Genomic DNA, 26,212 nt, shown 5'->3' with positions numbered 1-26,212 from the left:
TGAGTGCGTCAGAACAGCGCCGGCACCAGGTCCAGCGCGTTGGGGTCGGTCACCTGGAGCGGCTCCGTCGCCGTGACGGCCAGGCCCACCGTCAGAGCGGAGTGGTCCGTCAGCCGGTCCTCGTCCGTACGCGGCTCGTGCACGTACCGGCAGCCCCCCACGAGGCCGGCGAGCGGCTCGGAAACGTGGGCGTGGTCGTACCGGTAGCCATCACCGGTGCGCCCCACCCAGGAGTACGCCCGCTCGTCCGGCGCGACGAGGCGGAACGCGTCCCGGTACCCGGCCGCCCCGAGCCCGCTGTAGAACCCGTACTCCCATGCCTGGAACGTGCGGTAGCGCGGTACATGGTCCGGCTCCAGGATGTTGAAGTCCCCGAGCACCAGCCGGTGCCCGCTCGTCCCGGGAGGCAGGGCGGCGGCCAGGCCCTCCAGGAACGTCCGCTTACGGGTCACCTTCGCCTCGGTAGCGTCCCGCGACGGGACGTAGACCCCGACCACGTTGAGCGGCCCTCTGTCGGTCTGGGCGGTCACCGCTGCAACCCGGTGCGGCAGGTAACCCACGGACAGCGGCAGAGGCTCCGTGGCGAGGCGGGACACGATCATCACGCCGCGCTCCCGGCTCCCGTACGGGGGCCGGGGGAAGGTAACGGAGTAGCCGGCCGCCTGGAACCGTTCGGCCAGGAACTCACACCCCGCCGACCGCGCCGTCTCCGTCAGCACCAGCACCGACTCCGGCCGGGCCGCCAGGTACCGAAGCTGTCTCTCCGCGCGCTCCCGGGACGGATTGTTGAGGTTGAACGTCAGCACGTCCAGCATCGTCGGGCTGGTCCTTCCTGAGTCGGGTGATCGCGGCAACGACCGTCCGGGCGACCTCTTCCGCCGGCACGTTAGAGGCGTCCACGTTCAGCACGCGGTGCCCCTTGCCTCGTAGGAACTTAGCGGCCTCGACGTAGTACGCGCATTCCACGTGGCTGGAGCCCTCGGCGCGCTCGTACCGGGAGTGCGCGCCCCGCGCGGCGAGACGTTCCTCGATCACCTCCGGCTGCCCGCTCACCATGACCGTCAGGTCCGGCTGGGCGACGCCCTCGTTGAGCAGCCACACGAACTCCCGGTCCACGCCGTCCATGCACTGGAGCGCGAGGCTACTGGCGATGTACCGGTCACAGACCACGACCTCCCCGCGCTCCAGCGCCGGCCGGATCTCCTCGCCGTGCTTGTAGCGGTCGGCCGCGATGAGGCACGCCATGGCCGTGCCCTGGTACTCGTCCGTTCCGTGCCGCGCGAGGCTGCCCAGGGCGGTGTCCGTCGGCTCCCTCGTCGCCAGCACGGGCACCCTGTCCGTGTGCAGCAGCCGGGCCACCAGGGCGGTCACGGTGGACTTCCCCACGCCGCCCGGCCCCTCGATGGCGACCAGCAGGCCGCGGCGCCGGGTCACGAGACCCCCACGACGGGCAGCACGCGGGTCTGCCGTGGCACCACGGGGCACTGTTCGGTGTCCACGGCCCCGATGCGCTGGCCGGACGCGACCACGGCGGCCGGGCAGCCCTTCCCGCAGCCGCCGGACATGGAACAGCTCCCGCACGTCGGATTGTCCCCGACCTTGAACCGCTCGTGGAACCGGTAGGCGTCCAGTCGGGCCGCGATGTCGTCGTGCTCCCAGATGTTGCCGACGATGAAGTCGGTGTCGGGGTGCTGGGACACCTGGGTCCGGGCGGCGAACACCAGGTAGGGGCACACGGTGACCTCCCCCTTGGTGAACACGTAGATGATGTTCCCGGCCTCGCACGGCGCGAGCGGCTTGCCCTCGCTGTTGGGGAACCGGATGTTGACCATCTCCACGTCGGCCTCGAACGGCGCGGTCATGGCCGCGATCTCCCGCATCTGCTCGTCCGGCGTGCGCAGCTTCCCCTGTGCCTTCTTGGACGCGCCGCGCCCCATCGACCCCAAGGGGTTCATGAGCACGTATCGCGCGCCCTGCTCCCGCGCGAAGGCGACCAGCTTCTCGTACTCGTGGAGCTCGGCGAGGTTGTTGGGCGTGCACAGGAGGCCCTGGAGGATGCCGGCCACGGCGAAGCGCCGGATGGTGTCGACGGTCTCCTCGAAGCACCCGGGCAGGCCGCGGAAGACGCTGTGTGACTCCTCCGCGAAGCCGTCCAAGCTCACGTTCATGTGGGCGTTGATCTTGCGCATGGCGCTGATGTCCTCGTCGCTGACACCGGTGCCGTTGGTGCACACGCCGACGTCGAAGCCGGCCGCGTGCAGCTCGGTGCAGATCTCCACCAGGTCCGCGTGCTGCCACGGTTCCCCGCCGGTCACCGTGACCCGGACGACCCCGGCCGCGAGGAGCTGCGGGATCAGCCGGTCCTTGACCTGGGCCACGGACATGTACGTCCCGCGCTTCGTCGCGTTGACGAAGCAGTGGCCGCACAGCATGTTGCAGGGCTCAAGGATCTGGACGAGGGCTTTACGGAAGGGCGGTTCAACGGTCGTCCGGAAGTAGCAGGACGCTGCTTGATCTGTGGTGCGGATGGGACGCGCGGTCAAGGCGTACTCCAATCTCGGGGATGTCCAGCGCCCGGAGAGCACCAGGCGCGGGGGTCCGCTCCGTGCCCGTCACAGCAGGAGCGGGCGGCCCGTCCTCGCCGGCGCCAGCGTGAGCCGTACCGGCGTCCTGGGAGAAGTCCCCCCGCGAGGACGGGAAGTGGAAGGGGTCGGCGTCAGCCGAAGGAGGGCCAGCCGCCGCGCCACACCAGGAGGCCGGCGTCTTCGTCCAGCGCCGGCGATGTGCCGCGCTCGGCCTGCCGGACGTGGTAGCCGGCGGCCTTGAGGTCGCTCTTGATGCGGCTGATGCCGGTACGCCAGTGCTCCTCGGCCCCGGCCGGGACCGTGCCGTCCGGCAGGCGCCGGAACTGGGGGTCGGGCTGCCACAGCACCCGGACACAGCTCTCCGCGTGCGGCGGCCACAGCACGGCCGGCGCGTCGACCGTGTAGAACCTTCCGAGCTCCTTGCCGGGCCACTGGTCGCGGGCGGTGTTCAGCACGGCGTCCACCAGGCGCAGCGGGTCGCGCTCCGGGTAGCGGTAGCCCGGCTGGTCGAAGTTGGGGCGGGCTGGCGCCGAACCGTCCCACGCCTGGAACGGCGGCCACATCGACTCCTGGCCCTCCGGCATGCGCCAGACGAGGATGTCCTCCTGGGCATGGAGGCGCGGAGCGCGCGGCGGGCCGGTCACCGCAGCACAGAAGCCGACCGACCCGAGCGCGGCGATCGTCGCCCGGGTGCGCTCCCTCCAGTGCTCCTCAGCACCAACCGGGACACGACCGGTGCCTCCGTCCCGGCGGTAAGCCCTGTCCGGGTGCCAGCGCACGATCACGCACAGGTCCGCGCCGGGCGGCCACCCCTCCTCCGGGGCGTAGAGGGCCTGGCACCAGCCCAGCCCCTCCGGGAGGGTGCGGTAGGAGACGCCGTCCCGCTTGGTGTGTGTGGGGGCCAACCCGAGCGCGTCGAGGTGGTGTTCCACCAGGGCCACACCGGCGCGCCGGGTGTCGCGTCGGGTCTTCTGTTCGGTCGTCATAACGGTCCAGTCAGGGAGTCGTCAGTGATGGGGGGCAGAGCCCCGCCGGAGAACACCTCCGGCGCGTCGTTCATGAGCACCAGGAGGCGGATGACCGGGGGCGGCGGCAGCAGGTCCACCACGCCGCGCCGCACGGGGTCCTCCAGGAGCTGGCCGGCCAGGGCGAGCATGTTGTCCAACAGGGCCCGCAGACGGCCGGGCGGGACGTCGGCGTACGTCTCGCGCACCCCGTCCACCAGGAGCCGCAGGTGCCCGTGCATCAGGGCCAGCAGCTCCTCGACCCGCCCGGGTCGGGGCTCCACGCCGCCGGTGAGGCAGTCGGCCGCCAGGGCCTCGGCCTCGGCGCACGTCTTCCGGATCGTCACGTTGTCTATCGGGTACTCATCCATGGCTCACCGCCTTGAACCGGCCCGTCATGACGAGCTGAGACACGGCGTGCGGGGAGCACAGGGACCCGGCGGAGTCCATGGGCACCGACCAGTACACGCGCTCGCTCTCAGCGCCGCACAGACCCGGCCGCGGCACGCCGAGGGAGGCGCCGACGCCCAGGCATACGGTCTCCGGGACGTCCCACCGGCGGGCGGTGCTCGCCGGGACGAGGGCGTAGTACCAGTGGGCGTAGCGGTCGCAGATGACCGGCCCGTTGTGGAGGGCGCCGGCGAGGTAGACGTCGATCAGCGCCGCGTCGGTCTGTTGGGCGGCGGCCTGGACGAGGTCGGCAGGGATGCGTACGGCCGCGAACAGCGACCCGCACGACAGCATGGCGACGGGGCGTTCCTGCCACTCCCGGCGCGTCTGGGCAGAGTCAGGGGATGCCGAGGACAGCCAGTGCTGGGCCGCGAGCTGCCGTTCCGCCCCGCTGGTCACGTGCTGGACCGTCATCCCTGCACCTCCGCCCCAGCGGCCTGCTTGGCCTCGCGGAGGTGCCGGCCGACGTCCCGGCCGTGGAGCAGCTGCACCGGGGTTGCGGTCTGCTCGACCCAGGGCGTGGTGTCCCACCGCACCCCGTACGTCGGCGGCACGGCGATCCACTGGTCCGACCCGGACCGCACCTCGCCGGGCACGTCGTCCAGGGCGTAGCGGCCGGTGGCGGGCAGCACCAGGAGGACGACGTGGTCCTCGGTGACGAGGCACGGCACCGGGGCCACACGGTCCAGGGAAACCATGGCGGCCATGCCCAGAGGGCGAGGGACGACCAACGCGTCGAACACGGTCGTCCAGGCGATGAGGCCAGCCCCGGGCGATGCCTCCAGCTCCTGCTGGATCTCCTCCACGCTGCGGAAGTTGGGGCGGCCGGGCACGGGGTGGGCGCCGGGCGTCCGACACTCCTCCGTCTGGCAGGTGCACCCCTGCCGCGGCCGGTTGCGGTAGCCCACCGTCAACGGCCACTCCAGAATGCCGGCGTACGCGCTCACGGCAGCGCCCGGTTGTCGGGTATCGATCGGCTCCATCGCCGCTACTCCCAGGGTGATCACTTCTTTACGGGCAGTGACCTTCCCGAGGGTGACGCCCCGACATGCCGACGCCCCCTAGAATTTCTAGGGGGCGTCAACTGTTCGAACAGCGCGGGTAGTTAGCTCACCAGCTCCATGTTCCTGATGAGCCCGGACAGGGCCGACGCCTGGGACGGCACGCCGATCCGGGCCATGTCCGCGACGAGGGCCCGGCTCATGGGGTGGGCGTACACGTAGTACGGGGCATCGGCCGCGGCCTCCCTCAGCTTCAACACGGCGGACGGGCTCTTACCCATCCGATGCAGCGCCCGAGCACTGTCGATCATGAAGTGGGTGCGGCGCTCCCGGCTCGGCATCGTCCCGATGGCGGCGTTCTTCACCTTCTTCAGCCCGGTGTCCGGCTGGTCGACCTCCACCCCGGCCTCTGCCGCGTGCACGGCCACGTTGCTGCGGCTGAACACGGTGTGCAGCTCCAGGTCGTACCAGTCCGGCCCGAGCCGGTCGGCGTCGGCCAGGGCCGCGTCCACCCGCGCCCAGGCATCTTCCTTCCGCCCAGCCCCCCGCGCGTACGCGATGGAGCACCGCAGATGCAGCGCCCCCCGCAGGGACAACACCGCGTCTTCCGGCTGGGATGCGGTCGCGTACGGCTCCAGCTCCCGCAGCGCCGCGTCCGCGACCGCGACGGTCTCCCGCAACGATGCCTGGTGCAGCAGGGCTCCGCACCGGTCCCAGGCCACGGCCGCCTTGATGACCGGGTCGTCAAGCTGCGTCGCGGCGCCGGCCGCTACCTCGGCCGCGCTCCATGCCAAGTCCGCGTAGCCGAGTTGGTTGAGGCACATGCGGGCCGTACGGGCAGCGTCCACCAGCAGCCGCAGCGCTTCCTCCCTGGCCGGGCCGGCCTGGGTGAGGACGGCGGTGTTCAGGTCCTCCACCAGCGGAGGCAGCTTCATGGCCACCTTCGGCAGGTTGGCGGCCTGCCGGGCCACGTTGGCCTTGCTCAGCCCCGTGCGCAGCGCGGCCAGGTCGACGGGCCCGCCCTGGGGGGTCAGGCCTGGGTGACCGGACAGGATGAGCCCGGCCCGGCGCAGTCCCGTGCGCAGCGCTGGAATGTAGGCGTGGGCCAGTTGCCCGCCGTTGCGCTGGAGCCGGTAGGGCTGGCCCAGCAGCCACACCACGTCCACGTCGCAGCGGTCCGCGATGGCGGTGATGACGCTGTACCGGTCGAGGGACTGCCTGCCGGCCTCCACGTTGGCCATCCAGGACTCCGTACGCGACAGGAAGTCGGCGAGCTCCACTTGCGTGAGGCCGGCGGCGTTCCGGGCGATCCGTACACGCGTGCCGATGTGCTCGTCAGTGGGAAGGGGCATACTGAACTCCAGTACTCCGTGCTGACCTAGACACTCAGGACGGTACTCCGGATCGCGCCCCCGTGAAGCCCCGAGCGGTACGGGGGCGCAGTCCGTTTCGGTGTCACACCCGGCCCCTAACGTGGTGCCCATGCCTCCCCGCCCCCGGCCTCACGGCCTGCTGCGACCCGCCACTGCCCGGATCAACCAGCGGATTCGCCGGCTGATGGATGAGCCCAACAACGAGGCACGGGCCGAGGAGTACCGGCGGCTGCTGGTCGCCTGGGCCGAGGCCACCCGCGCCGATCTCGTCAAAGCCGCCTGACCCAAGGGCGATCCGGGCCCAGGTGTCCGACCCTGGCCCTACCCTCCCCTCCATGACGGACATAGATCGACGCAGGCGACGCCGCCGCCTGCTACTCGTGCTGGCGTTCATCGCCACGGTGGGCGGCGTGGTGCTGCTCACCGCTCTCGACCAACTGGGCAAGGATCGCGCCGCCCTCGTCGCCGCCTTCCTCAGCGTCGTAGCCGCTGCCGCCGCATGGGAGGCGACCGGGCGGGCCAGCGACACAGCAGAACACGCCAGGAAGACGGCCGAGGTTGTAGCCCGGATCGAGCGGGACCGATGGCTCGCCGAGCTGTCTCCCCAGTTCGAGTTCACGCTGACCAAAGAGGGCGACCAGGCGGCCAGGCTCCTCGTGCACCTCGCCGGCCCGGACGCCCTCGGTCACCTGGACTCGGTCACCGTCCGGATCGGTGATGACGACTACGACCACACCCCCACGCAGCAGCGCCTGGGCTTTACCGACCCCCTCGGTCCTACGCCGGAGCAGATCGCAGCGCACATCTGGGGCCCGTTCCGTCTCAGGCCCCGTGTCAACGAGGCCGACGACAACGGTCGAGAACTGATCTTCACAGACCTCCAGGTGGGCCGCGGCCGACCGCTCGCGCTGGACCGGACGTATCCGGGGTCCTGGATGGGCGGGAAGACCTACGACATGTGGCAGCGCGAGTACGAGGGGCACCCCCTGCGGCTCGTCTTCACGTGCCGCCGAGGTGAGGAGACCTGGAAGGTGGCGCGGACCGTCGACAACCCTGACTGGCGCCCCGCAGAACCCCAGCAGCCCAGCCCCTGAACCCGGCGCGGACACCCTGTCCGGACAGGTGTCCTCGCAGGTCAATCGGGCGGACACCGTGGGGGCGGACAGGCCACGGACACCGTGTCCGGACAGCGCGGACAGCGTGTCCGCACACAGCAGTGCGCCCCGTCCGGGTTCCACCGCCGGACGAGGCGCACAGGAAGTCCGAGTAGCACGAGCACGGACAGGACGGACGCTAGCGCCCGGGTGTGACACCGGCCCGGGCCGGGGTGCCCCAGCAGGCGGGAGCGGGCGGCACCTGGGGGCGCGGCGCGCACGGCATCGTCCGCCCCTGCCGTGCTTCCTCGCGCCCCTGTTTGCCGACACTCCGTCGGTATCTACTCGACCGCATGACCGTCCTCACTGAGCGCGACGCTCCGACTCCAGATGGCATCAACCCGGCACGCGCCCGCCGCGTTGTCCGGGCCCTCTACACCGGCTCGGCCCTCACGGCCGCGAACCTGAGCGCGCCCCTCCTGACCCTGCCCGACGACGCCAAGGGCGGCAGCGCCCTGCCCGGCGCCGTACCGCTGGTGGGCATCCCGGCCACCGTCGCCCGCTGGGCCGAACTCGGCATCGCCGGCGTCAAGGCCTTCGCGTACGGCCATGACCGCGACGGCCGCGCCACCGGCGCCCTCGCCCCCGGCAACCGCATGGTGGCCACCATCGCCGCCGTGAAGGACACCGCCCCGGACACCGCTGTCACCACCGAGGTGTGCGGCTGCTCCTGGACCGACCACGGCCAGTGCGTGCTGCGCACCGACGAGGGCGGGATCGACCTGGACGCCACCTACCAGCTCATGGCCGATATGGCGGTGCAGCACGCGGACGCCGGTGCTGACGTCGTCTCCCCGACGGCCATGCTCGACGGCTCGATCCACGTCGTCCGGCAGGCGCTCGACGCGGCCGGGCACCGCGACGTCGGCGTGAACCCCAACCTGGCCATCCACACCAGCCTCTACGGGCCGTTCAAGACCCTCATGAACACCGACCCCAGGGCCGGGCACCGGCGCGGCCTCCAGCTCGAACCCGGCCGCGCGGACCGGGACACGATCACCCAGGGCCGCCACTGGATCACGGAGGGCGCCGACTCCCTCACCCTCCAGCCCGTCATGACCGCCGTGGACGTCCTCGTGCGGCTCCGCGACGACCAGCGCGTACCGATCGTCGCGTACTCCACGTCCGGGGAGTGGGCCGCGCTCCAGGCCCTCGGCACGTCCGGGATGGTGGAGTACCTGACCATGCTCAAGCGCTCCGGCGCGGACCAGGTCCTCACCTTCGCCGCCGAGGCAGCGGCCCAGTACCTGGAGGCCGGCCGTGCATGACGCACCCCACACCCGCCCGCCGCAGCTGGACGCGATCCTCGCGGACGCCGCCCGCGCCGGGTTCGCCATGTCCTGCGAGGACCGCACCGGCTCCCTCCTCGCCACCCTCGCCGCGTCCAAGCCCGGCGGCCAATTCGTGGAGCTGGGCACGGGCGTGGGGGCCGGCGCCGCGTGGCTGGCCACCGGCATGACTGCCGACGCTCGCCTGACAACAGTGGAGGCTGACAAGGACGTCCAGGCCATCGCGCGGAGCCACCTGGGCAAGGACCCCCGGATCGAGTTCGTCCACGCGGACGCGGATGCTTGGCTCACCGAGCAGCAGCCGGCGGCCCTGTTCGACTTCGCGTACGTCGATTGCAGGCCCGGGAAGTACCTCCGCCTGCCGGATCTCCTGGCCCTGCTCAAGCCGGGTGCCCTGTACGTCGTAGACGACATGCTGCCCCAGGCCACATGGCCGGAGGACCACCAGCCCAGGGTGGACGGCTTCCTCGAACGACTGCCCGACGTACCCAACTGGCGCGCCACGCCGATGAACTGGGCCTCGGGGCTGGTGGTGGCCGCCCGCATCTGAGGGACTATCGTGCCCCCATGCCCAGTGATCTGATTCGCATCGTTTCCCGCGATTCGCCGATGGCACTCGCCCAGGTGGAGCGTGTCCGCGCCGAACTGGCCGCGCTCCACCCCGCCGTCGAGACGACCGTGCTGCCGGTCAAGACGACCGGCGACAAATGGATGGGTGACCTCGCCCAGGTCGAGGGCAAGGGAGCGTTCACCAAGGAGGTCGACGCCGCCCTCATCTCCGGGGACGCGGACCTCGCGGTGCACTGCGTCAAAGACGTGCCCGCCGACAGGCCCCTCCCGGCCGGAACGGTCTTTGCGGCCTTCCTCAAGCGCGACGACATCCGGGACGCCCTGATCCACCCCGGCGGCCTCGCCCTGAACGAGCTACCGCCCGGAACCCGGATCGGCACCTCCTCCGTACGCCGCATCGCCCAACTCGCCGCCTCCCACCCGCACCTGGAGTGCGTCCCGATGCGCGGCAACGCAAACCGGCGCCTGGAGAAGCTGGAGGCCGGCGAGGCCGACGCGCTGCTTCTGGCCGTCGCCGGCCTGGAGCGGATCGGCCGTACAGACGTCATCACCGAGATCCTGTCGGCAGAGACGATGATGCCGCCCATCGGCGCCGGGGTCCTGGCACTCCAGTGCCGCGAGGGCGACACAGAGCTGATCGACCTCATCAGCGGGCTCGGCGACCGCGACGCCTACCGGGAGACCCAGGCAGAGCGGATGCTCCTCCATGTCCTCCAAGGCCACTGCAACTCCCCGATCGCCGGGTACGCGCGCGTGGAGGGCAGCGGGGAACTGTCGCTGCGTGCCTGCGTGTTTTCCCCGGACGGCAAGACCGTACTGAACGCCCATGAGTGGGCCGGCCGCCTCGATCCGGCCACGCTGGGGACGTCCGTGGCGGTGGCCCTGCTCCGGCAGGGCGCGCGCCACGTGATCGACAGCATCGCCCACTGAGCGAGCGCCCGCCCCCGGAGTCCTAGGGGGCGGGCGCTCGGTCACGGGGCCGCAGCAGGCGGCGGGGGGTCGGTCTCGTCCGGCGGGGCGAACGGAAAGCTCTCCTCACGGTCCAGACATAGGCGCGCGAGCCGTTCGTTCGCCTGGTCCACGGCATCCCGCAGTGACCCGCCGCTGTTGGGGTACAGCTCGTGCTCGACGCGGCCGAGACGGTCCTCGATCGCGCCGACCCTCTCCAGCACTCCGGGCCGGGCCGGGATGCCTGGGCGGGACGGCTCTCCGTACCAGTCGTCAATGAAGTGGTCCACGCGGTGCCCGAGTCTTATCCCGCTTCGGACCGCGCGCCAGGCCACTGTCCCGACACCGGCGAGGATGGTGATGGCACCGCCCCACACCAGCAGCGTGTCCAGGGCGGGAACTCCGGTTGCAGCCACAGACGTCATGCCGCCTTGACGAACGCGTCCTGCGCCCGGCGAGCAACGCCGGTCGGCTTCCACAGGCCGAAGTGCGAGGCGACCGCGATTACGAAGCTGACCAGGGTGAGCACCAGCGCGTTGCCGACGTCCCAGCCGGGGCCACCGGCCGCGAGCTCCACGATGAAGCTGTCCGCCGCGGCCAGGGCCAGCAACACGACCGCCTTCGTCCCGGCGTGGGTCACGCGGGTGGTGACCAAGCCGACGAGGACGGGCAGTACGAACGACAACAGCAGGCCGTACCAGTAGGCGGCGTCCAGGGTGATGTCCATGGGGGTACTCCTGTTCAGGCGGCGACGTCGAAGCCGTGCTTCGCGCCGAGGCGGGTGAGACTGGTCCGGCCGGGGATACCGTCCGCCGGCTGACCGGGCGCGCGGCCACGGAAGCCGCATTCCTCCTGCCACTCGCTCATGGCGGTGATGGTGGTCGAGCCGTAGTGGCCGTCCTGGTAGCGCTTGGCCAACAGGCCCTCGTTCACGAGCGCGGCCTCTACGGTGATGACCCCGGCGTACGTGACGGGCGTGCCGACCATGCGGGGGTTGCTGCGCGCGGCGGCGATGAGCTGGGACAGGGAGACGCGCGGCCGGGCCGGGGTGGGCAGCGGCGTGGTCGGCAGGGGGTGGCCGAGGCGCGCGGCGATCCGGTCGCGCATGGACGGCATGGTGAAGCCGCGCGGGTCGGGCTTGCCGGGCTGCCACTCCAGGTGGCCCAGGACGGACCGGGCGCCCCAGCCGTGCGCCCGGCACACGGCGGCGGAAGCCCGCTCAATCGCGAGGAGCTGCGCGTCCGGCCACGGGTCCTCCCCGTCACCGGCGTTCTCGCACTCCCAGCCGTACAGGTGACGGTTACCGTCGACCGCGGCCTCGTCGTCCACCGGCAGGGCGGTCTCCGCGATCACCGCGCGCAGCACGTCCGGGTCGCCCAGGCCGGCGTGATTGGTGCGCCCGTAGCCGATCAGGTGGACCTGCCCGCTCTTGGCGATCATGCCGTGGCACAGGGGGCCGGGGAGCCCCGCGTATCCGTCGCGCACGATGCGCACCGTGTTCGCCGTTCCTTGAGTCACGGTGTGGTGGACCATGACGCCATGGACCGGGCCCCACGGCCCCTTATGGTCGCGGTTCCTTGTCCTCCAGCCGGGGACCTCGACCACGTCCAGGCCCTCGTCCAGGAGGGCGCGCAGGAACCGGTCGGCGGAGAGCGGGGCGGCCATCACGCACGCCCCGATGAGGCGGGCGAGGCGCCGACAGCGGGTCTGTCGGCGGTCGTAGTGGACTGGGACATGGGGACCTCCAAGGGGTGGAGACAGCCCTGTGCGGACACTGTCCGGACACGGGGCGAGGGGTGTCCGCGCTCGTGTCCGAACGCGGGGGCGTGGGCGGCTGTGACCTGCGGGGACACGGCGCGGACAGTGTCCGGACAGGGGGTGTCCGGACGGGTCGGCGGAGGGCAGCGGCCGGGGTTCATCCGTAGAGCTCCACGATCACGATTCCGCGCTCGCCGGCGGCGCCGGCCTGTGCGGCGCCGTTCGCGGAGACGGCCCCGCCTGCGCCCGCGCCGTAACCTCGCGGCGCGATGCCCGCGCCGGCAGTCGCCCGCGAGGCACCGCCGTGGCCCATGCGCGAGGAGCCGCCCGCGCCGCCGATACCCACGTTTCCGCCCAGCCGGATCGCGCCCTCGCCGGCACCGCCGCCGATGGCCCAGGACCCCGTGCCGCCTGCGGGCCCGGTTGTGCCGCTCGAGGTGGTGACGGTGGAGCCCGTAGACATGGCAGCCGCGCCACCGGGGCCGCCAACGGCGGTGGCGTGAGCGCCGAATGAGGAGTTGCCGCCCGCTCCGCCGGCGCCGTTGGTGGACGCGCCTGCCGCTCCGGCGGCGCCGACGGTGACTGTCTCCACAGCCGCGAGCGCGGCAACGTTGATCAAGGACTCCGCGTACCCGCCGCCCGCGCCGCCAGCTCGCCAAATGGACTCGGCAGCCGCGGCCGAGGCACCGGCCGAGCCTCCGCCGCCGGCCTGGACCTTGACCCGGACCCGGGCCAACCACGGATAGTCCGCCTTGGTGAAGCTGAACGTGCCGGCCGTGGAGTAGGTGACGACCTGCCGGAGCCCCATGGTGCCGGGCTTGAGACAGGTGTCCCCCGAACCGTCGGTCGTGAAGTATTCGTCGCACAAGGCGATGGCGCCCGGGAACACAAAGACGCCGTTATCGCTTCCGAAAGTCAGCGCGTTCCCGGGGTCGGTCGATGGCAGAGCGCTGATCGTGCCTGTGCCCGGGTGGTAGGTGATCCCGGGTCCGGCCTGGAGCAGCTCGGCACGGTCGACGCTCACCACGAACGGGGACGAGGCCGACCCGTTCCCGGAGACGTCGACCGCCCCGGCGCCGTTGAGCGCGCAGGAGCATCCGCCCTGGCATCCGCATCGGGCCATGTCTATCCCTGCCTCTCCTGTGTGTCGGTCTGGGTGTCCTCGCCGCCGCCGTCCTCGGGCGGCGGGCACTCGCCCAGGCAGCGGCCGGTGCAGCCGCACGCGAGCGCCGCCGGGCGGGTCTGCTGTCCGGGCTGCGCGGCGAGGTCGACGTCCAGGTGCTGGCCGTCGACCCACCCCCACCCGATCGCAGTGGCCAAACCGCCGGCCGCGGCCTGGGCAGAACGGCCGAGGGCCCGCTGACTGGACGTCATCGCGCGTACGGTGCGCTGGGCAGCGCGCTGTCCTGGAAGGGCGGTCATGGGGGGTCTCCTACGAACGGGTCGCCAAGCGGGATGAGGGAGACGCCGACGTTCTCGCCGTTGTCGCCCCAGTCCACGTCCACGTCGGACAGCCGGTACGGCTGGGACAGGCCCATGCACATGCCGGTGGCGGCGACGTCGATCCGGACGCCAGGCACGAGCTGCCGCATGGACACGGGGGCGGTCGCGGCGAGGCCGGCGCCGTCCGGGATGCGAAGCGACGTGGGCACGGGGTTCCGGCCGGTGTAGGAGCCTCGGGCGATCTGCCACAGGTCGTACGCCGTCAGACCCTCGGCGGTCGTGCGGATGAGGTAATCCAAGCGCCCGTAATACGCGCTGACGACACCGGACACCCCGTACTGCGAGCCGCTGATGTCCTGGTCTTCTTGGTTGGTGACCCAGACCAGGGAGGCCGCGTTCGTGCCGTCCCGCACGATCTCGACGTCGCCGGCGAACGCGTCGAGCGTCAGGCGGGCCTGGGCTGGATCAGCGGTCGTCTGGGGCCGGCCGAGGACGAGGGCGCGGCCGACCGTGGTGTACTCCAGGCCGCGCGGGACCAGCTCCTCGTCCAAGATCCGCAGGATCGGCACGATCCAGATCTCGTTATCGAGGCTGCCGTCCTTCTCGTACCGGGCGGTCACGGTGTCGTCCTGGCGGACGATGTAGTCGACCATGCGCGGCCAGTCCGGCCCGGAGGCGAACAGCCCGCCCAGCAGGTTCTCCCGGATGATGGACTCCGCGATCTCCTGGACCGGCCCCTGGCGCTTGGGGTCGGCCGGGTTCGTGCTGACGTACCGCAGCAACGTGGTGTTGACCGTGCGGGCCAGCCACTCCGTGACGTCGCGTGCCTCGACCACGAACCGAGTGCGGTTCTCCGTCACCCGGAAGACGGGCCCCTGCCACACGAGCTCACTGTCCCGGTAGATGGATAGGTCGTGGGCGAACGGCTCGACCTTCCCGAGCTGCGCGCAACACTCCGCCCCGGCCGACCCCTTGGCGATCGTGATGCTGGCCTCGCTCGTGTCGCTGAGCGTCCGGTTCCAGGAGACCGCCGTCAGCGCGGAGACGCCCGGTGACGTGAACGGCAGGCTGCCGCCCCGCCAGTGGATGACGGCCCGGTACTCCTGTGCGCACCCGAGAACGGCCATCAGCCCACGTCCGATCGGGGAACGAGGAGGACCCGCGCACGGGCGTCGGCGGCCGTCGTCGCGGAGGTGGAAAGGATCTCGATGCACACGCCGGTCGGGCACGAGAACACGGGCCACTCGAAACTCTGGCCCAGCGGCCCGTACAGGATCGGCTCGCTGGTGGAGGCGTCCAGCGCTCCGGCGTTGCACTCCACCTCTGCCGTCTGCGTACGGCCGTCAACGATCAGCTTGGCTCCGGCGGGCAGGTAAGGGATCTGGATGTCCGTGCACGCCGCACAGGGGTCCGCGACCTCCTGGCAGTTGCCGCCCAGGGGGTTGGCCCAGAAGCGCACGACGAGGCGGCGCAGCGCGCTCGCGCCGGTCTCCAGCTCCAGGACCGGCACGGCCTCCAGCCACTCCGGCTGATCCTGTGGGGACAAGGCGACCACGGACCGGCGGAACTGCGCCGCGCCGGTCGGGTAGCACGGGTCCACGGGCACCGGGGCCCGGATCGGCAGCGGCGGAGGCGGGCACAGCGGATCCTCAAGGCACGGGGCTGCCTCCACGCAGTCCCCGTAGATCTCGTCCGGGTCGAACGTCACCAGGTCGCCGGCAGCGAGGTCGACCCAGCCGGTGAGCGTCTTCAGCGGCTCCCGGTAGATGTACGGCACCGACGCAGCGAGCGTGAACGTAGCCTCCGCGATGAGGCCCTCCGGGTAGTACCGGACGGAGGTGATCTGCGGACCGTGCATGAGCCCCACGCCGTACAGATGGCGCAGCTCCCCGGTGCCGTCCCCGGTCGGACAGCAGGCGAACACCCCCAGCTCGTCCCCGCCGCAACTCCCCTCGCAAGGCGCGCCGCGCAGCGCGGAGGCCAGCCACTCCAGGGCGTAGGCCAGCGCGCACTCCTCCAGGGCCAGGAGGAGGACGGTGTACGTGATCTCGCGGTGGGAGCGGCGCGCGATGCCGAGGGCGGCCCCGTCGCCCACGAGCTGGACGGGGTCCCGGGACAGCGTGGACTGGGAGAAGCCAACCACGTTCATCCCTATGACGCCGAGGAAGTCGGCCGACTCCGGCACGGCCGCGTCATACCAGGGCGCAGGGTCGGTCACAGGGTCCACGTACGGGGCATCGTTGAGGGCTGCCGCGATGTCCGGGCACGGGTTGCAGCTCGTCAGCAGGCAGGAGGGTTCCGCGTAGGCCGCGGCCCTGGCGGAGTTGACGATCTCCGTACACCCGAAGTCGGCGTAGTCGCTGATCACGTCACACCCCTGCCGCTCGGGCCAGTTGGCCGTACAGGTGCTCGGCCAGGACTCGGGGGTCCTGTGCCGGCGTGCTGATGTTCCAGTTGTGGGTGACGGTGCGGCTCACGCCGCCGGCGCCTCCGCTCCCGCCGGGCGCGATAGCGCCCCTTTTGGCGAGCAGGTCCAGCAGTCCGGACTTCTCGGCGAGCTCCACCGTGCGGGCCGGCCTCGTGAGCGGCAGGACGACCTCCTTGCCCGCCTCACCGATCAGGGCGGCCGTCGGGCTGGTGACAATGCCGCCGTTGGCGAACGGCAGCAGGTTCCGTACCGCTGAAGGCAGCCCACTCTTGATCTTGGAGACGATGCGGGAGCCGATGTTCCCCAGGCTGCTGACGATCCGGCCGGGCAGCGTCGAGAACAGCGACACCACGGAGGAGATCAGCGAGGAGACCGCGCTCCTCGCGCTGCCGATCGCGCTGCGGAACGCGGACGCGATCCGGGAGCCGACCGACGACAAGGCAGACCCGACCCGGCCGGGCATCTGCGAGAAGAACGAGACGACCGAGGAGCCGAGCGAACGGGCCGCGGACAGGGCCGAGGAGCCGGCGGAGGTGAACATCGACCGGACCCTCCCCGGTAGTGCCGCCAGGGCGGAGCCCACCCGGCCCGGGAGCTGGGCGAAGAACGTGGCCGTCGAGGACAGGAACGACGAGGTCGCGGCGCGCGCCGAGTTGAACGCGTTCCGGAAGGCGGTCAGCATCCGGGAGCCCAGGGAGGCCAGGGCGTTGTAGATCCGGCCGGGCAGCACCGTGAAGATGTAGATCACGGCCGCTACGGCGGTGAGCAGGGCGATGGCCACGGCCGCCACGGCGTTGACGAAGAGGTCGACCAGCAGGCCGGGCAGCGCGGCGAGCCCGGCCATGATCATGCCGGGCAGGCGGGTGAAGAACCCGACCACAGTGTTGAAGCCGTTGGTCAGGGTCGTGCCGAGCGAGGTGAACAGGCCGGTGAAGAAACCGGCGATGGTCGACGCCAGGGAACCGAGCGCGGCCATGATCCTGCCCGGGAGGTTGACCACGAAGGTCACGGCCGCGGCCAGCCCGGACACGAGGCCGGCGATCACGCCGACCACGGCCTGGATGACGGGGACGACGGTGTTGATGATGAGCCAGGCCGCGAACCCTGCCGCGATGGACAGCAGCGGCCCCAGCAGCCGCGCGGTGAGGACCGCTAGGGGGGCCAGGGCGACGGCCAGTTGAGCGATCGGTGGCAGGAGCGGCAGGAGGGCCTGGACGACGGCGTTGAACGCCTCCACCAGGGGCGGGAGGACCTGGAGCAGGGCCTCGTTGAAGGCGGCCGAGACCGGGGCGAAGGCGGTGGCGACCGTGGCCAGCACGCCGGCGAGGCTGGACAGCAGCGGGGCCAGAGAGCCGATGAGCTGCGCGACGGCCTGGCCGACCCCGGAGAACAGCGGGGTCATGGCCCGGACGAGGGTGCCGAACGCCTGGGCGATCGGGGGCAGGATCGGCAGCAGCGCGCCGACGAGCGCGGAGATGATCGGCGCGAACAGCGCGGCCAGGTTGGACAGCGCGGGGGCAAGGGCTGCCGCGAGGGTGGCGACGAGCTGCCCGGCGAGCGGCAGGAGCGGGGTCAGGGCCCGCAGGACGGCACCGATCGCAGCACCAACGGGGCCGAGCGCAGGGCCGACGGCGGCGAAGGCGTCGGCCAGGGCGGTGCCGACGACGGCGAGCGCGGGCGCGATCTGGGCCAGGGCCGGGCCCAGGGAGTTGATCAGTCCGACGATCGCCGGCCCGAGCGCCGTGAAGATGGGAGCCAGGGCCGGGGCGATGGCACCGACCTGGGTGATGAGGGCGGCCAGGATCGGGCCGACCTGCGCCGCGACGGTCGCGACGGTCCGGAAGACGTTGGAGATCGCCTCCTGGCCACGCGCGGAGTTCACGAACTCCGCCATGGACCGGGTGATCTCCTGGAGGTTGCCCAGGAACCCGCCGCCGGCCTCCTCCCCGGCCCGGAAGACGCCCGCGATGATCGAACCGACGTTGCCCAGGAGGTCCCCGAGCTGGGCGAAAGTGTTGAGGGCCTGGTCTACCCACCTCACCGCGTCGCCGCCCTGTGCGGTCCGCTGGAGGAACGTCCCGAACCTCTCGCCCAGGCCGGAGATCCCCGACGCGAGCTCGGCGCCGAACCGGTCGGAGATGACCGCAGCCATCTGGAGGAACCCGGCGGTCAGCTTGTTCGTGGTCAAGCTCAGACCGCCGACGGCCTGCTCCGCCGCGCCGAGAATGCTCTTGATGTTGCTGACGCCCCGGGCGCCCTTGAGGTACCCGGTCACCCCGAGCGCGGCCCGCCCCCAGCCTTCCGCGATGCCCGTCAGCCCGCTCTGCAGCGGCCCCCGCAGTGCCCCGGCAACCGCAGTGATCTCCCCCTCCAACTGGGAGAAGAACGCGTCCTGTACCGAGGACCGGAGTGCCTCGAACGCGGGCTTGAGCGCCCGGACTTCCCGGGCCGCGGCCTGGGCTGCCGGCGACAGTCCTTCCAGAGACTTCTGGAACTCCTTCGCCGTGCCGGTCAGCGCTGCGCCGAAAGCCTCCTTGACGCCCATCAGGGCCAGGCGCAGCGCGCCGAGCGCGGCCTGGAAACCGAGGACGACCGCCGGGTACGCGGCGATGATGCCGACCGCCGGGGCCAGGGCCGCGGCGAGGCCGCCGACAGCCGTTGCGGCGCTGGCTGCCGCGATGCCGATGGCGCCGATCCGGAGCAACCCGCCCAGGGCACCAGCGACCCGCCCGGCGATCCCGCCCAGGGCACCCAGGGCGCGGCTGAACCGGTTGGTGTCTACGTCCGCGTTGACGTTGATGTCCGGCGGGTTGTGCGCCCGGATGCGGTCATCGAACCCGTCGAGGTCCGGGACGATCCGGATGGGGAACTCCTGGCCGTCCAGGGCCGCGCGGACGCGCTCCGCGAACTGGTCCAGGTCCGGCAGGACCGGGATGTTGATGCCGTCCAGGTCCCGCAGGCCCCGGAGGAGTTCCCGGTCGAAGCGCCGAAGGTCCGGCAGGACGGGGATGTTGAGGCCGTCCAGACCGCGCAGGCCCCGGACCAGGTCCCGGTCGAAGCGGCGCAGATCCGGGGCCACCGGGACGCTGACGGCGGACAGGCCGCGCAGTCTGGTGGTCAGCAGCCGCTGGAACTGGCGTACGTCCGGGGTGACTGGCACCGGAACGGCGTCCAGGCCGCGGAGGCCGGCGGCGAGGAGCGTCCGGAACCGGGCGAGGTTCGGGGTGACCGGCACCGCCACGGCGTCCAGGCCGCGCAGCCCGGCGACGAGGAGTGTGCGGAACCGGGACAGGTCCGGGGTGACGGGGACGCTGACGGCCGACAGGCCGCGCAGTCCCGTGGTGAGCAGCCGGCCGAATCGCCGTACGTCCGGCTCGACCTGGACGCTGACGGCGCCGGCAGCAGTCAGTCCGCGCTGGACGTTCCGCCGGATCTGGGCGCCGACGGTGCGGGTGCTGCGGTCCAGCGCCCTCTGGATTCGCGCGCCGAGGTCCCGCGCGTCCGCGACCGCATCCGCATCGTCCAGCTCGATGCGGATACGGCCGACGCCGTAGTCCTCTTCCTCGGCCAAGGCAACCCCACGCGTGTGCGGTGGTTGCCCGGCCCAAAACCAGCGGCGGTGTCCAGACTAGCCGGTGCGCCGTCCGGCGAGTTGTGTGTCCTCGGCGGCGAGCTGGGCCATGAGGGCCTGGGCCCCGGACTGGTCCAGCCGCGCGGCAGGTGGCGGCCTCACGCGCCGGCCGCCGGGACCAGCCGCCCGGGGCGGCGCGTACAGCTCGGCGCGGTTGCGCTCCCGTTGTGCCTCGTCCTCGGCCGCGTCATCAATCGCGGCCTCGGCGGCGGAGAGCATGACCCTTAGCGGCCACGTGTGGATGTCGACCCCTTGGAGGGCAAGGCGGCCCTCCCACGCGGACCAGGACCGGGAGATGCTGAGGCAGAGCCGCTCGACGACGTAGGAGGGCGCTGGCCGCCCGCACCTCCGTACAGCTCGACTACCCACTCCATCAGCTCCACCAGGACGCGGTCGGGCAGCCGCATACCCGCGTCCAGGGCCTTCCCGCCCTTGCGGCTCTCCGCCGCCTCCCGGGCTTCCTCCGGGTCGCGGTAGGAGCCCACGGTCTTTCCGCCGGCGCGGACCTCCCACCGGGCGAACTGCTCGGCGGACTCCGGCAGCATGAGGGACGCGAGGAACACCCGGAGCGCGACGTTCGCCTCCCGGACGTCGGACAGGTCCACGCTGGTCGCGTCGCTCAGGTCGATGTTCAGCTTCTTGATCGTCTCCTGAAGACGCCCGTACGCGTCCAGGAACTCATCACCCATCACCTCGGGCTGGAACAGCAGCGTCACGTCGTCGCCGATCTCGGCCTCGTGCGGCTGTGTGTTGAGCGCGAACTTCTTGATGGCCACGGGTATGCCCTTCCACTCCCGCGCGGTCGCCCGGCCCAAAACCAGCGGCGTACCCCGAAGGGTAGCCGCGGCCGGGCCGGGGCCGTCGGCAGCCGCCTACCGGCCCTCGCGTAGGGCCGCTTCCAGGAAGTTGTTCGCCCTCGTCCCCGGGTGGTTCACCTTCTTGGCGAACACCATGCGCCCGCCCATGTCGAAGCGCAGCGCCTTCGCCCGCCGGGGCCGGATGACGTGCGGGCGGGTGCCGTCCAGCACGAACCGCACCGCCGGGTGATCACAGGTGACCACGCCCTGGAGGCCTTTGGGCCCCTGCTCGATCGTCCAGGACACGTAGTCGCCCATGGACCCGGGCGCCTTCCGCTCCGCGAGGTTGGCGACGCGCTCCGTTCGCCGGCGCAGCCCTCGTTCCGCGACGCCTCCACGCAGCCGCAGCAGCCGGGCGATGCGCCCGGGGTCGATCCTTACCTCAACAGACACCGCACACCCCTCTACGGGCGAAGCAGGACGTACGTCTCGCCCTGCTTGTTGGACTCAACCTCGGGCGTCTCCACCACGCTCGGAGTGATATCCGAATAGTCGTACGCCCGCACGTCCAGGTCGCCGTGCTCCTCCCACATCCGGTGCAAACGCGGGATCAAGTCGCTGATCTTCATGGTGATGTCTCCTCGCTCGGGCAGCCGCAGCCGGGCAGTGCCACGGTGACGCGCTGCTCCACCCCCATGCAACCGCCTTCCTGCTCCAGCACGCGCTGCGCGCCGAGGAAGAACATCGGCCCCCGGCGCCTGGTGCCCGTGGTCGGCAGGCAGCACAGCAGCGCGTTGTAGATCGTGGCCGCGTCCACGTGGACCGTCCGGGCCGCGGCCGCCAACTCCTCGCACGAGGGCGGGCAGCCGCGATCATCCACGACCGGGGCGCAGCGCAGCAGCGTGACGACGAGCTCCACCCCGGTCGCGGCCGGCGGGGCGCAGTTCCGGCCGCCCTGGACCACCCGGTCGTCCACCGGGAACGAGGACGTGGCGAAGATCCGGGCGACGTGGACGGTGAGTTGCCCACCGGCACCTTCCCCGTCCACGCCGCACGGCTCGTTGCAGCCGTCCCACGCGGGCGGGCCCGGCGTCACGCACGCGCGGCACGGGCAACCGGGCTGGTCCTCGACGGCCGCGGCCGTGTCCTCCAGCGCGGCGCACACGCACCCCAGGACGGTCTCCGCGAGGGTGTGGACGTCCAGCAGGTTCAGGGCCATGTCGTCACCCTGGGGCGCTTGTAGTCCGGGCTGAACACCCGGGACGGGGAGGCAAGGCGGTGAGGATTCACGGTGGACAGCCACATGTCCACCAGGGGCAGCCCGGTCCGGCCCTCGGCGAAGATGACCGTGGGGTCGGCCATCTCGATCTCCACGCCGCGCCGTACGACCCGCGTGACGTTGCCGGGCAGCCGGCACTCCCCGCACCCCTTGGTCCCGGCCGGCAGGCAGGCCAGAACCAGTTGGCAGGTCAGCTCCGACACGGCCGCGATGGCCGCCTCGTCCAGCGGCAGACCCCACCGGTAGGTCACCGTGAACGTGCTCGGTGCGCCCTCGGGTGCGGCCATGTCCTGGCAGGTCGACCAGCACTCCCCGTCCGTGCGCACCAGCATCCCGGGGGCATCGACGCGGTATGCCTCCGGGACCAGGTCCTCACCGTCCACGTTGACGCTGACGACGTCGTACACGGGGCCGGGCAGTTTCACCTCGCACAGCTCCCCGCACGAGCACGACGAAGCGCAGCCACAGACGGTCGCGTTGCGCCACATGCCGTCCGTCCCGATGTACGGCACCCACGGCCCGGTGCCCACCCCGGCCTGGAAGGAGACGGGCGCGGATTCCAGGCAGGAACGGCGGCAGGGCCGTACGGTCACCGGGCACGGCCCCCACCTCATCCCGGACAACCGCCACAGGGTTTGGGAGGCCACACGCTGCCACCGGTCGATAGCCGCCGGGTCCAGGTCTTCCGGGAGCTGGCAGCACAGGTCCACCTCCCACGGGTCGCACGGCCCGACTTGCAGCGGCATCAACGTCTCCCGGGGTTCTCGTATCGACTCGCCTGGGGGAAGGCCCGGCGGATGAACTGGCCGACGTGCCCGGCGGCGAAGGAGTCCGGCATGGTGGACAGGAAGCGACTGTGGGGGCCGTAGCCGTGCGGGGCGCGGTGCAGGATCTTCACGTCTTGGATCTCCTCGCCGCCCAGGCCGGCGAGGTTGCCGTACAACGTGCGCTTGTGGACGACGTCCAGGTGCCGGGCTTCCTCGAGCGCCGCGAGCATCGCGGACTTTTGGACGGGCATCGGGACGTGGAGCTCGTAGGACAGCGGCTCGGGGTGGCCGCGGCTCTCCAGGAGCGCCCGGGTCTCCCGCATCCCCCGCAGGTACGTCCCGGAGGATCGGGTCGCGTAGTACGCCTCCACGGCCTTGACCGGGCCTCGGTGGAGCACCGGCATCCCGTCCGGCAAGGAGTGCATGACGAACATGTCGTCGTTGGCGAGGAGGAACACGTCGGAGACCTGTGGGTGTTGGCAGGCCGCGCGCACCGCGAAGGTCGTGTTCTGGTACTTCGTTCCGATCTGCCTGGTGGCGATGTGCTCGACGCCGGCCGCCCATCGCGGCCGGTATCCGACCAGCCACACCCGGCCGTGAGGCAGGTGGGCCGCCCACGAGCGGAGCGCAAAGCGCAGCTGCTCGTTGGCGGCCCCCTCCCGCACCGGAACCACGATGTCCGGCGCGTCCACGGTCAGGAGGCCAGGCAGAGGTCACCGGCGACCGGGGTGTAGTCCCCGACGGCCTCCGGCGGGGCCACGGTCGTGACGAACGTCCTGCGGTGGCAGTTCGACCCGAGCGGGGTGAGCAGTGTGCCCGGCGTGCCGGCGGCGTCGATCGGCATGACGTCGTACGGGCCGACGCCCCACCCGCCGCCCGCGCGGGTGGCACCGGAGAGGGTGAGGGACACGGACTCGGAGCCGATCTCCATGTTGCCGAGCTGCCCGTTCGTCACCCACGGCATGAGGAAGTAGATCCACGCGCCGTCGCCGCCGCCCGTGGCACACGCATCCTCGTCCAGCACCTCGGCCCACAGCTCGATCGCGAAGCCGCTGTTGCACTGGACAGAACAGTCGTCGTAACCGATGGGCTTGCCGTCGTAGCCGTAGACCACGGGGTTACCGGTGGTGATCTCGATGAACTCCGGGCTGACGGAGAAGAAGTTCAGCTCGACGTCGAAGCCCCGGAAGCTGGGGCAGCCGCGCTTGAAGCCGCACACCCTGCCGTTAGCGGCCCGGTACTCGACATCCTCGCCCTCATCCGTGTTGGGGTTCATGGAGAGGCTCGCGAAGCAGTCGAATGTGAAGCCGTTGTCGACGCCACAGACCGGGCGGCCACAGCCGTCGAGGCGGGTGACGCGGATGGTGTCTGCGTTGGCGATCAGAGGAGTGGGCACTGTGGGCCTCCAACAGTTCTGCGTGTTGGTCGGCCCGGCCCACAACCAGCGGCGACGTCAACAGCATAGCCGCGCGCGCCCTGCCTCTCCTGGGCGTGTGCACCGGGGCGGCGCCTGGGAGTGCGCGGTGCCGCCGGGAAGGGCCGACGGCACCGCGCGGCTCATTCGGCTGACGTCTGGGTGCCGTGCTCGGCCCGCCAGCCGGCCACGCTCTGGGCCGCGGCTTCCTTCTTCGCGGACGGGCGCTGCTCCTACTCCTCGGCAGCCGCCTCGGTCCGGCCCTCTGGAGGGGGCAGCACACCGTTGGACGTCCTGAACTGGGCGCCGGCCGGCGCGATGAGGCGCGGACTCGTACGTCCTCCGAGCGTGCTGATGGCCTCCACCCACAACTCCAGCTCGCGACGCGACTGATCGGCGAGGAACGCGCTGCGACCGAGGGCCGCGGCCACCATCCGGGCGCGGGTGGGGCCGTCGTGGTACAGGGCCCGGATCGCTGCCGCCCAGGCCCGGACGTCGGACCGGTCAACGAAGGTGCCGGCGGGCCCCAGTGCTTCCCGAAGACCGGGGGTGGGGTGGGCGATGACCGGGATACCGGAGGCCAGGGCTTCCACTGCGGCCATGCCGTACGACTCATAGACGCTCGGCGCGGTGAGGACCCGCGTCCGGCTCCACACGTCCCGGCGCATGTCGGAGGTCTGCGGGATGACTCGGATGTTCCGGAGGACGGGGCGGGTCACCTGTCGGCCGTGGGCACCCGTGACCCCCAGGAACGGCAGGGAGCCCAGGAGAGCCGCTGCCCCGCGCCAGGTCCCGACGCCCTTGTTGGCGTTCAGGTTGACCAGGGTGACGTGGTTGCCGGTCTTCGGCGCCCGGTGCTCATCGGCGATCACCGGGGGGTGGATGACCAGCGCGCGGGCCTGGTCAAGCTGCGGGTAGCGCGCGGCCAAGGATTTCATCACCCAGTCGGTGTTGTAGACGCACAGGTCGGGGCCGAGCGCTACGGCCGGCTGCTCATGGTCGTTGTGCAGCAGCAGCACCGACCGGGCTCCGACCCTCTTGGACAGGGTGATCGCGTCGGAGGCGAAATGGTGGTGCGTGACGAGGACCCTGGGCTGCATACGGCGGATCGTTGCCTCGGCCGCTGCCGGGGCGAGCTGGGCGTAGGGGACGCCGTCCACGTCCCACACGGCGGGCGCCTCGGGCATCTCGGAGCAGATGACCAGGACGCTGGTGCCCGCGTCCTTCAACGCCCGCATCATCGTGTGCAGCATCGTCTCCGAGCCGGCGCGCCGGTAGGGCACGCCGTAGTGCACCCAGGCCACCACCTCAGCCGTCGGCGGAGGCCCGGCTGAGGCCGCGCCTGCGGGGGTGCGCTGGGGGCGCTGGTGGTGGCTGACCCTCGCCGGTCGGGAGGGGAGCAGGCTGGCGCACGCCTCCTCGAAGGCGCTCAGGCTGCCCGCGTAGTCGAGCGTCTCGGCGTGGACGACGGCCGCGGCGGACGCTGCCGCATAGGCGGCCGGGTCGGACAGCCGGCGGATCTCCCCCGCCCAACGGGCGACGTCCTCCCGCTCGATGTACGTCGCGGCCGTGCCCAGCGCTTCCTGCACCCCAGGCAGCGGGGAGGCAAGAACGGGGATACCCGACAGCATCGCCTCGACGCCGACGCGCCCGTACGACTCCGTCGTGGACGGCATGAGCAGGATGCGGGTGCGGGCGTACATCTGCCTCGGGTCCGTACGGTCGACCAGCTCGACGTTCCCGGGCATCGGCGGGTCGTCGCGTCGCGGGGTGCGTACGACGAGGAACCGGATGTCTGGCATCCGGCCGGCAAGCTGGGCGACCACGTCGGCACCCTTCGCGGCCGTGGCCCCGTTCAGGGTCACCAGCTCGCCGGGGACAGTGCGGTACCGCTCCGGGTCGATCGGCGGCGGCAGGACGATGGAACGGCCTCGGTACGCCCGATAGTGGGCGCGGCAGGCATGGGAGGGGAACCAGGTCAGGGCCGGCCGACCGAGGTTCAGGTCGTCGGCCATGCCGTGCACCATCAGGAGGTGCGGCACACCGGGCGCCTGGGTGACGATCCGCCCGGCCTTCCGGTCCCGGTAATGGGAGATCAGCACATCGGGCCGCGCGGCGCGGATAGCCCGCAGCCAGTACCGCAGCGGCCACACCTGCACGCCGCCCTCGGTGCGTGGCTCGCCCGTCGGCTCGTTCACGGTGGTCACCACGTGGACCGCGTGACCGGCCGCCGCCAGGTGCTGGATGTACTCGCGGGTGGTGACGAACGCGCCTGCCGGGGGCACCTGGTCGTAGACCGGCACGATGGCCAGGATGCGCAT

General features: G+C 71.6%; 30 protein-coding genes. 5 read left to right on the top strand and 25 right to left on the bottom strand.

Annotated features, from left to right (window positions below):
- Positions 1 to 8: 8 nt before the first annotated feature.
- From J7E96_RS19560 to J7E96_RS19525, 8 genes are all read right to left on the bottom strand, one after another.
- Entirely contained in the window at positions 9 to 803 is a 795-nt protein-coding gene (locus J7E96_RS19560) for an endonuclease/exonuclease/phosphatase family protein (RefSeq protein ID WP_251070159.1), read from the bottom strand.
- Positions 685 to 1,434 carry a dTMP kinase gene (gene tmk, locus J7E96_RS19555; protein WP_308296039.1) on the bottom strand — a complete coding sequence of 250 codons (750 nt, stop codon included), beginning with the start codon at positions 1,432 to 1,434 and terminating at the stop codon, positions 685 to 687. The genes J7E96_RS19560 and tmk overlap by 119 nt, the downstream gene beginning before the upstream one ends.
- Complete coding sequence (locus J7E96_RS19550) at positions 1,431 to 2,543, bottom strand: radical SAM protein (RefSeq protein WP_215132940.1); 1,113 nt, start codon at positions 2,541 to 2,543, stop codon at positions 1,431 to 1,433. Before J7E96_RS19550 ends, tmk begins: the two co-directional genes overlap by 4 nt.
- 173 nt (positions 2,544 to 2,716) lie before the next feature.
- Complete coding sequence (locus J7E96_RS19545; RefSeq protein WP_215132939.1) at positions 2,717 to 3,571, bottom strand: hypothetical protein; 855 nt, start codon at positions 3,569 to 3,571, stop codon at positions 2,717 to 2,719.
- Entirely contained in the window at positions 3,568 to 3,960 is a 393-nt protein-coding gene (locus J7E96_RS19540; RefSeq protein WP_215132938.1) for a hypothetical protein, read from the bottom strand. The genes J7E96_RS19545 and J7E96_RS19540 overlap by 4 nt, the downstream gene beginning before the upstream one ends.
- A complete protein-coding gene (locus J7E96_RS19535; RefSeq protein ID WP_215132937.1) occupies positions 3,953 to 4,453 on the bottom strand; it encodes a hypothetical protein in 501 nt (166 codons plus the stop codon). Before J7E96_RS19535 ends, J7E96_RS19540 begins: the two co-directional genes overlap by 8 nt.
- Entirely contained in the window at positions 4,450 to 5,022 is a 573-nt protein-coding gene (locus J7E96_RS19530; protein ID WP_215132936.1) for a hypothetical protein, read from the bottom strand. Before J7E96_RS19530 ends, J7E96_RS19535 begins: the two co-directional genes overlap by 4 nt.
- Positions 5,023 to 5,144: 122 nt before the next feature.
- Complete coding sequence (locus J7E96_RS19525; RefSeq protein ID WP_215132935.1) at positions 5,145 to 6,392, bottom strand: helix-turn-helix domain-containing protein; 1,248 nt, start codon at positions 6,390 to 6,392, stop codon at positions 5,145 to 5,147.
- A 130-nt stretch (positions 6,393 to 6,522) separates the two neighbouring features.
- Here J7E96_RS19525 and J7E96_RS19520 point away from each other — a divergent pair, with 130 nt between their 5' ends.
- The 5 genes from J7E96_RS19520 (at position 6,523) to hemC (ending at position 10,356) form a co-directional block, all read left to right on the top strand.
- Positions 6,523 to 6,696: a hypothetical protein gene (locus J7E96_RS19520; RefSeq protein ID WP_215132934.1), complete on the top strand. Its 174-nt coding sequence runs from the start codon at positions 6,523 to 6,525 to the stop codon at positions 6,694 to 6,696.
- A 52-nt stretch (positions 6,697 to 6,748) separates the two neighbouring features.
- Positions 6,749 to 7,507 carry a hypothetical protein gene (locus J7E96_RS19515; RefSeq protein WP_215132933.1) on the top strand — a complete coding sequence of 253 codons (759 nt, stop codon included), beginning with the start codon at positions 6,749 to 6,751 and terminating at the stop codon, positions 7,505 to 7,507.
- Positions 7,508 to 7,860: 353 nt separating this feature from the next.
- Positions 7,861 to 8,835 carry a porphobilinogen synthase gene (locus J7E96_RS19510; protein WP_215132932.1) on the top strand — a complete coding sequence of 325 codons (975 nt, stop codon included), beginning with the start codon at positions 7,861 to 7,863 and terminating at the stop codon, positions 8,833 to 8,835.
- Positions 8,828 to 9,406, top strand: a complete 579-nt coding sequence (locus tag J7E96_RS19505) for a class I SAM-dependent methyltransferase (protein ID WP_215132931.1) — start codon at positions 8,828 to 8,830, stop codon at positions 9,404 to 9,406. The genes J7E96_RS19510 and J7E96_RS19505 overlap by 8 nt, the downstream gene beginning before the upstream one ends.
- 17 nt (positions 9,407 to 9,423) lie before the next feature.
- Positions 9,424 to 10,356 (top strand): hydroxymethylbilane synthase, encoded by a 933-nt coding sequence (gene hemC / locus J7E96_RS19500; protein ID WP_215132930.1) that lies wholly within the window; start codon positions 9,424 to 9,426, stop codon positions 10,354 to 10,356.
- A 41-nt stretch (positions 10,357 to 10,397) separates the two neighbouring features.
- Here the strand turns inward: hemC and J7E96_RS19495 are convergent, their stop codons facing one another.
- From J7E96_RS19495 to J7E96_RS19415, 17 genes are all read right to left on the bottom strand, one after another.
- Positions 10,398 to 10,790: a hypothetical protein gene (locus tag J7E96_RS19495; protein WP_215132929.1), complete on the bottom strand. Its 393-nt coding sequence runs from the start codon at positions 10,788 to 10,790 to the stop codon at positions 10,398 to 10,400.
- 5 nt (positions 10,791 to 10,795) lie between these two features.
- Entirely contained in the window at positions 10,796 to 11,101 is a 306-nt protein-coding gene (locus J7E96_RS19490; protein WP_215132928.1) for a hypothetical protein, read from the bottom strand.
- Between the two features lie 14 nt (positions 11,102 to 11,115).
- Complete coding sequence (locus J7E96_RS19485) at positions 11,116 to 12,039, bottom strand: N-acetylmuramoyl-L-alanine amidase (RefSeq protein WP_215132927.1); 924 nt, start codon at positions 12,037 to 12,039, stop codon at positions 11,116 to 11,118.
- 250 nt (positions 12,040 to 12,289) lie between these two features.
- Positions 12,290 to 13,255, bottom strand: coding sequence for a hypothetical protein (locus J7E96_RS19480; RefSeq protein ID WP_251070141.1), 966 nt, complete (start codon positions 13,253 to 13,255; stop codon positions 12,290 to 12,292).
- A gap of 2 nt (positions 13,256 to 13,257) precedes the next feature.
- Positions 13,258 to 13,554 carry a hypothetical protein gene (locus tag J7E96_RS19475; protein ID WP_215132926.1) on the bottom strand — a complete coding sequence of 99 codons (297 nt, stop codon included), beginning with the start codon at positions 13,552 to 13,554 and terminating at the stop codon, positions 13,258 to 13,260.
- Complete coding sequence (locus tag J7E96_RS19470) at positions 13,551 to 14,702, bottom strand: hypothetical protein (protein WP_215132925.1); 1,152 nt, start codon at positions 14,700 to 14,702, stop codon at positions 13,551 to 13,553. The genes J7E96_RS19475 and J7E96_RS19470 overlap by 4 nt, the downstream gene beginning before the upstream one ends.
- Positions 14,702 to 15,943, bottom strand: coding sequence for a hypothetical protein (locus J7E96_RS19465; RefSeq protein ID WP_215132924.1), 1,242 nt, complete (start codon positions 15,941 to 15,943; stop codon positions 14,702 to 14,704). Before J7E96_RS19465 ends, J7E96_RS19470 begins: the two co-directional genes overlap by 1 nt.
- Position 15,944: 1 nt before the next feature.
- Positions 15,945 to 19,574, bottom strand: a complete 3,630-nt coding sequence (locus J7E96_RS19460; protein WP_215132923.1) for a hypothetical protein — start codon at positions 19,572 to 19,574, stop codon at positions 15,945 to 15,947.
- A 57-nt stretch (positions 19,575 to 19,631) separates the two neighbouring features.
- The gene (locus J7E96_RS19455) at positions 19,632 to 19,853 is read right to left on the bottom strand and encodes a hypothetical protein (RefSeq protein WP_215132922.1); all 222 of its coding nucleotides are present in this window, start codon (positions 19,851 to 19,853) and stop codon (positions 19,632 to 19,634) included.
- 5 nt (positions 19,854 to 19,858) lie between these two features.
- Positions 19,859 to 20,410, bottom strand: coding sequence for a hypothetical protein (locus tag J7E96_RS19450; RefSeq protein WP_308296038.1), 552 nt, complete (start codon positions 20,408 to 20,410; stop codon positions 19,859 to 19,861).
- A gap of 96 nt (positions 20,411 to 20,506) precedes the next feature.
- Positions 20,507 to 20,884 (bottom strand): hypothetical protein, encoded by a 378-nt coding sequence (locus J7E96_RS19445; protein ID WP_215132921.1) that lies wholly within the window; start codon positions 20,882 to 20,884, stop codon positions 20,507 to 20,509.
- Positions 20,885 to 20,895: 11 nt separating this feature from the next.
- A complete protein-coding gene (locus J7E96_RS19440) occupies positions 20,896 to 21,060 on the bottom strand; it encodes a hypothetical protein (RefSeq protein WP_215132920.1) in 165 nt (54 codons plus the stop codon).
- Positions 21,057 to 21,650, bottom strand: a complete 594-nt coding sequence (locus tag J7E96_RS19435) for a hypothetical protein (RefSeq protein WP_215132919.1) — start codon at positions 21,648 to 21,650, stop codon at positions 21,057 to 21,059. The genes J7E96_RS19440 and J7E96_RS19435 overlap by 4 nt, the downstream gene beginning before the upstream one ends.
- A complete protein-coding gene (locus tag J7E96_RS19430) occupies positions 21,641 to 22,456 on the bottom strand; it encodes a hypothetical protein (RefSeq protein ID WP_215132918.1) in 816 nt (271 codons plus the stop codon). Before J7E96_RS19430 ends, J7E96_RS19435 begins: the two co-directional genes overlap by 10 nt.
- On the bottom strand, positions 22,456 to 23,169 hold the full coding sequence (locus J7E96_RS19425) for a hypothetical protein (RefSeq protein WP_215132917.1): 714 nt from the start codon (positions 23,167 to 23,169) through the stop codon (positions 22,456 to 22,458). Before J7E96_RS19425 ends, J7E96_RS19430 begins: the two co-directional genes overlap by 1 nt.
- A 2-nt stretch (positions 23,170 to 23,171) precedes the next feature.
- Complete coding sequence (locus J7E96_RS19420; protein ID WP_215132916.1) at positions 23,172 to 23,873, bottom strand: hypothetical protein; 702 nt, start codon at positions 23,871 to 23,873, stop codon at positions 23,172 to 23,174.
- Positions 23,874 to 24,124: 251 nt separating this feature from the next.
- The gene (locus J7E96_RS19415) at positions 24,125 to 26,212 is read right to left on the bottom strand and encodes a glycosyltransferase family 4 protein (RefSeq protein WP_215132915.1); all 2,088 of its coding nucleotides are present in this window, start codon (positions 26,210 to 26,212) and stop codon (positions 24,125 to 24,127) included.

The sequence above is a fragment of the Streptomyces sp. ISL-96 genome, from assembly GCF_018614035.1.
In the GTDB taxonomy this organism is placed as follows: domain Bacteria; phylum Actinomycetota; class Actinomycetes; order Streptomycetales; family Streptomycetaceae; genus Streptomyces.
The sequence above is the reverse complement of the archived record's forward strand: the minus strand, read 5'-3'. Positions and strand labels throughout refer to the sequence as shown.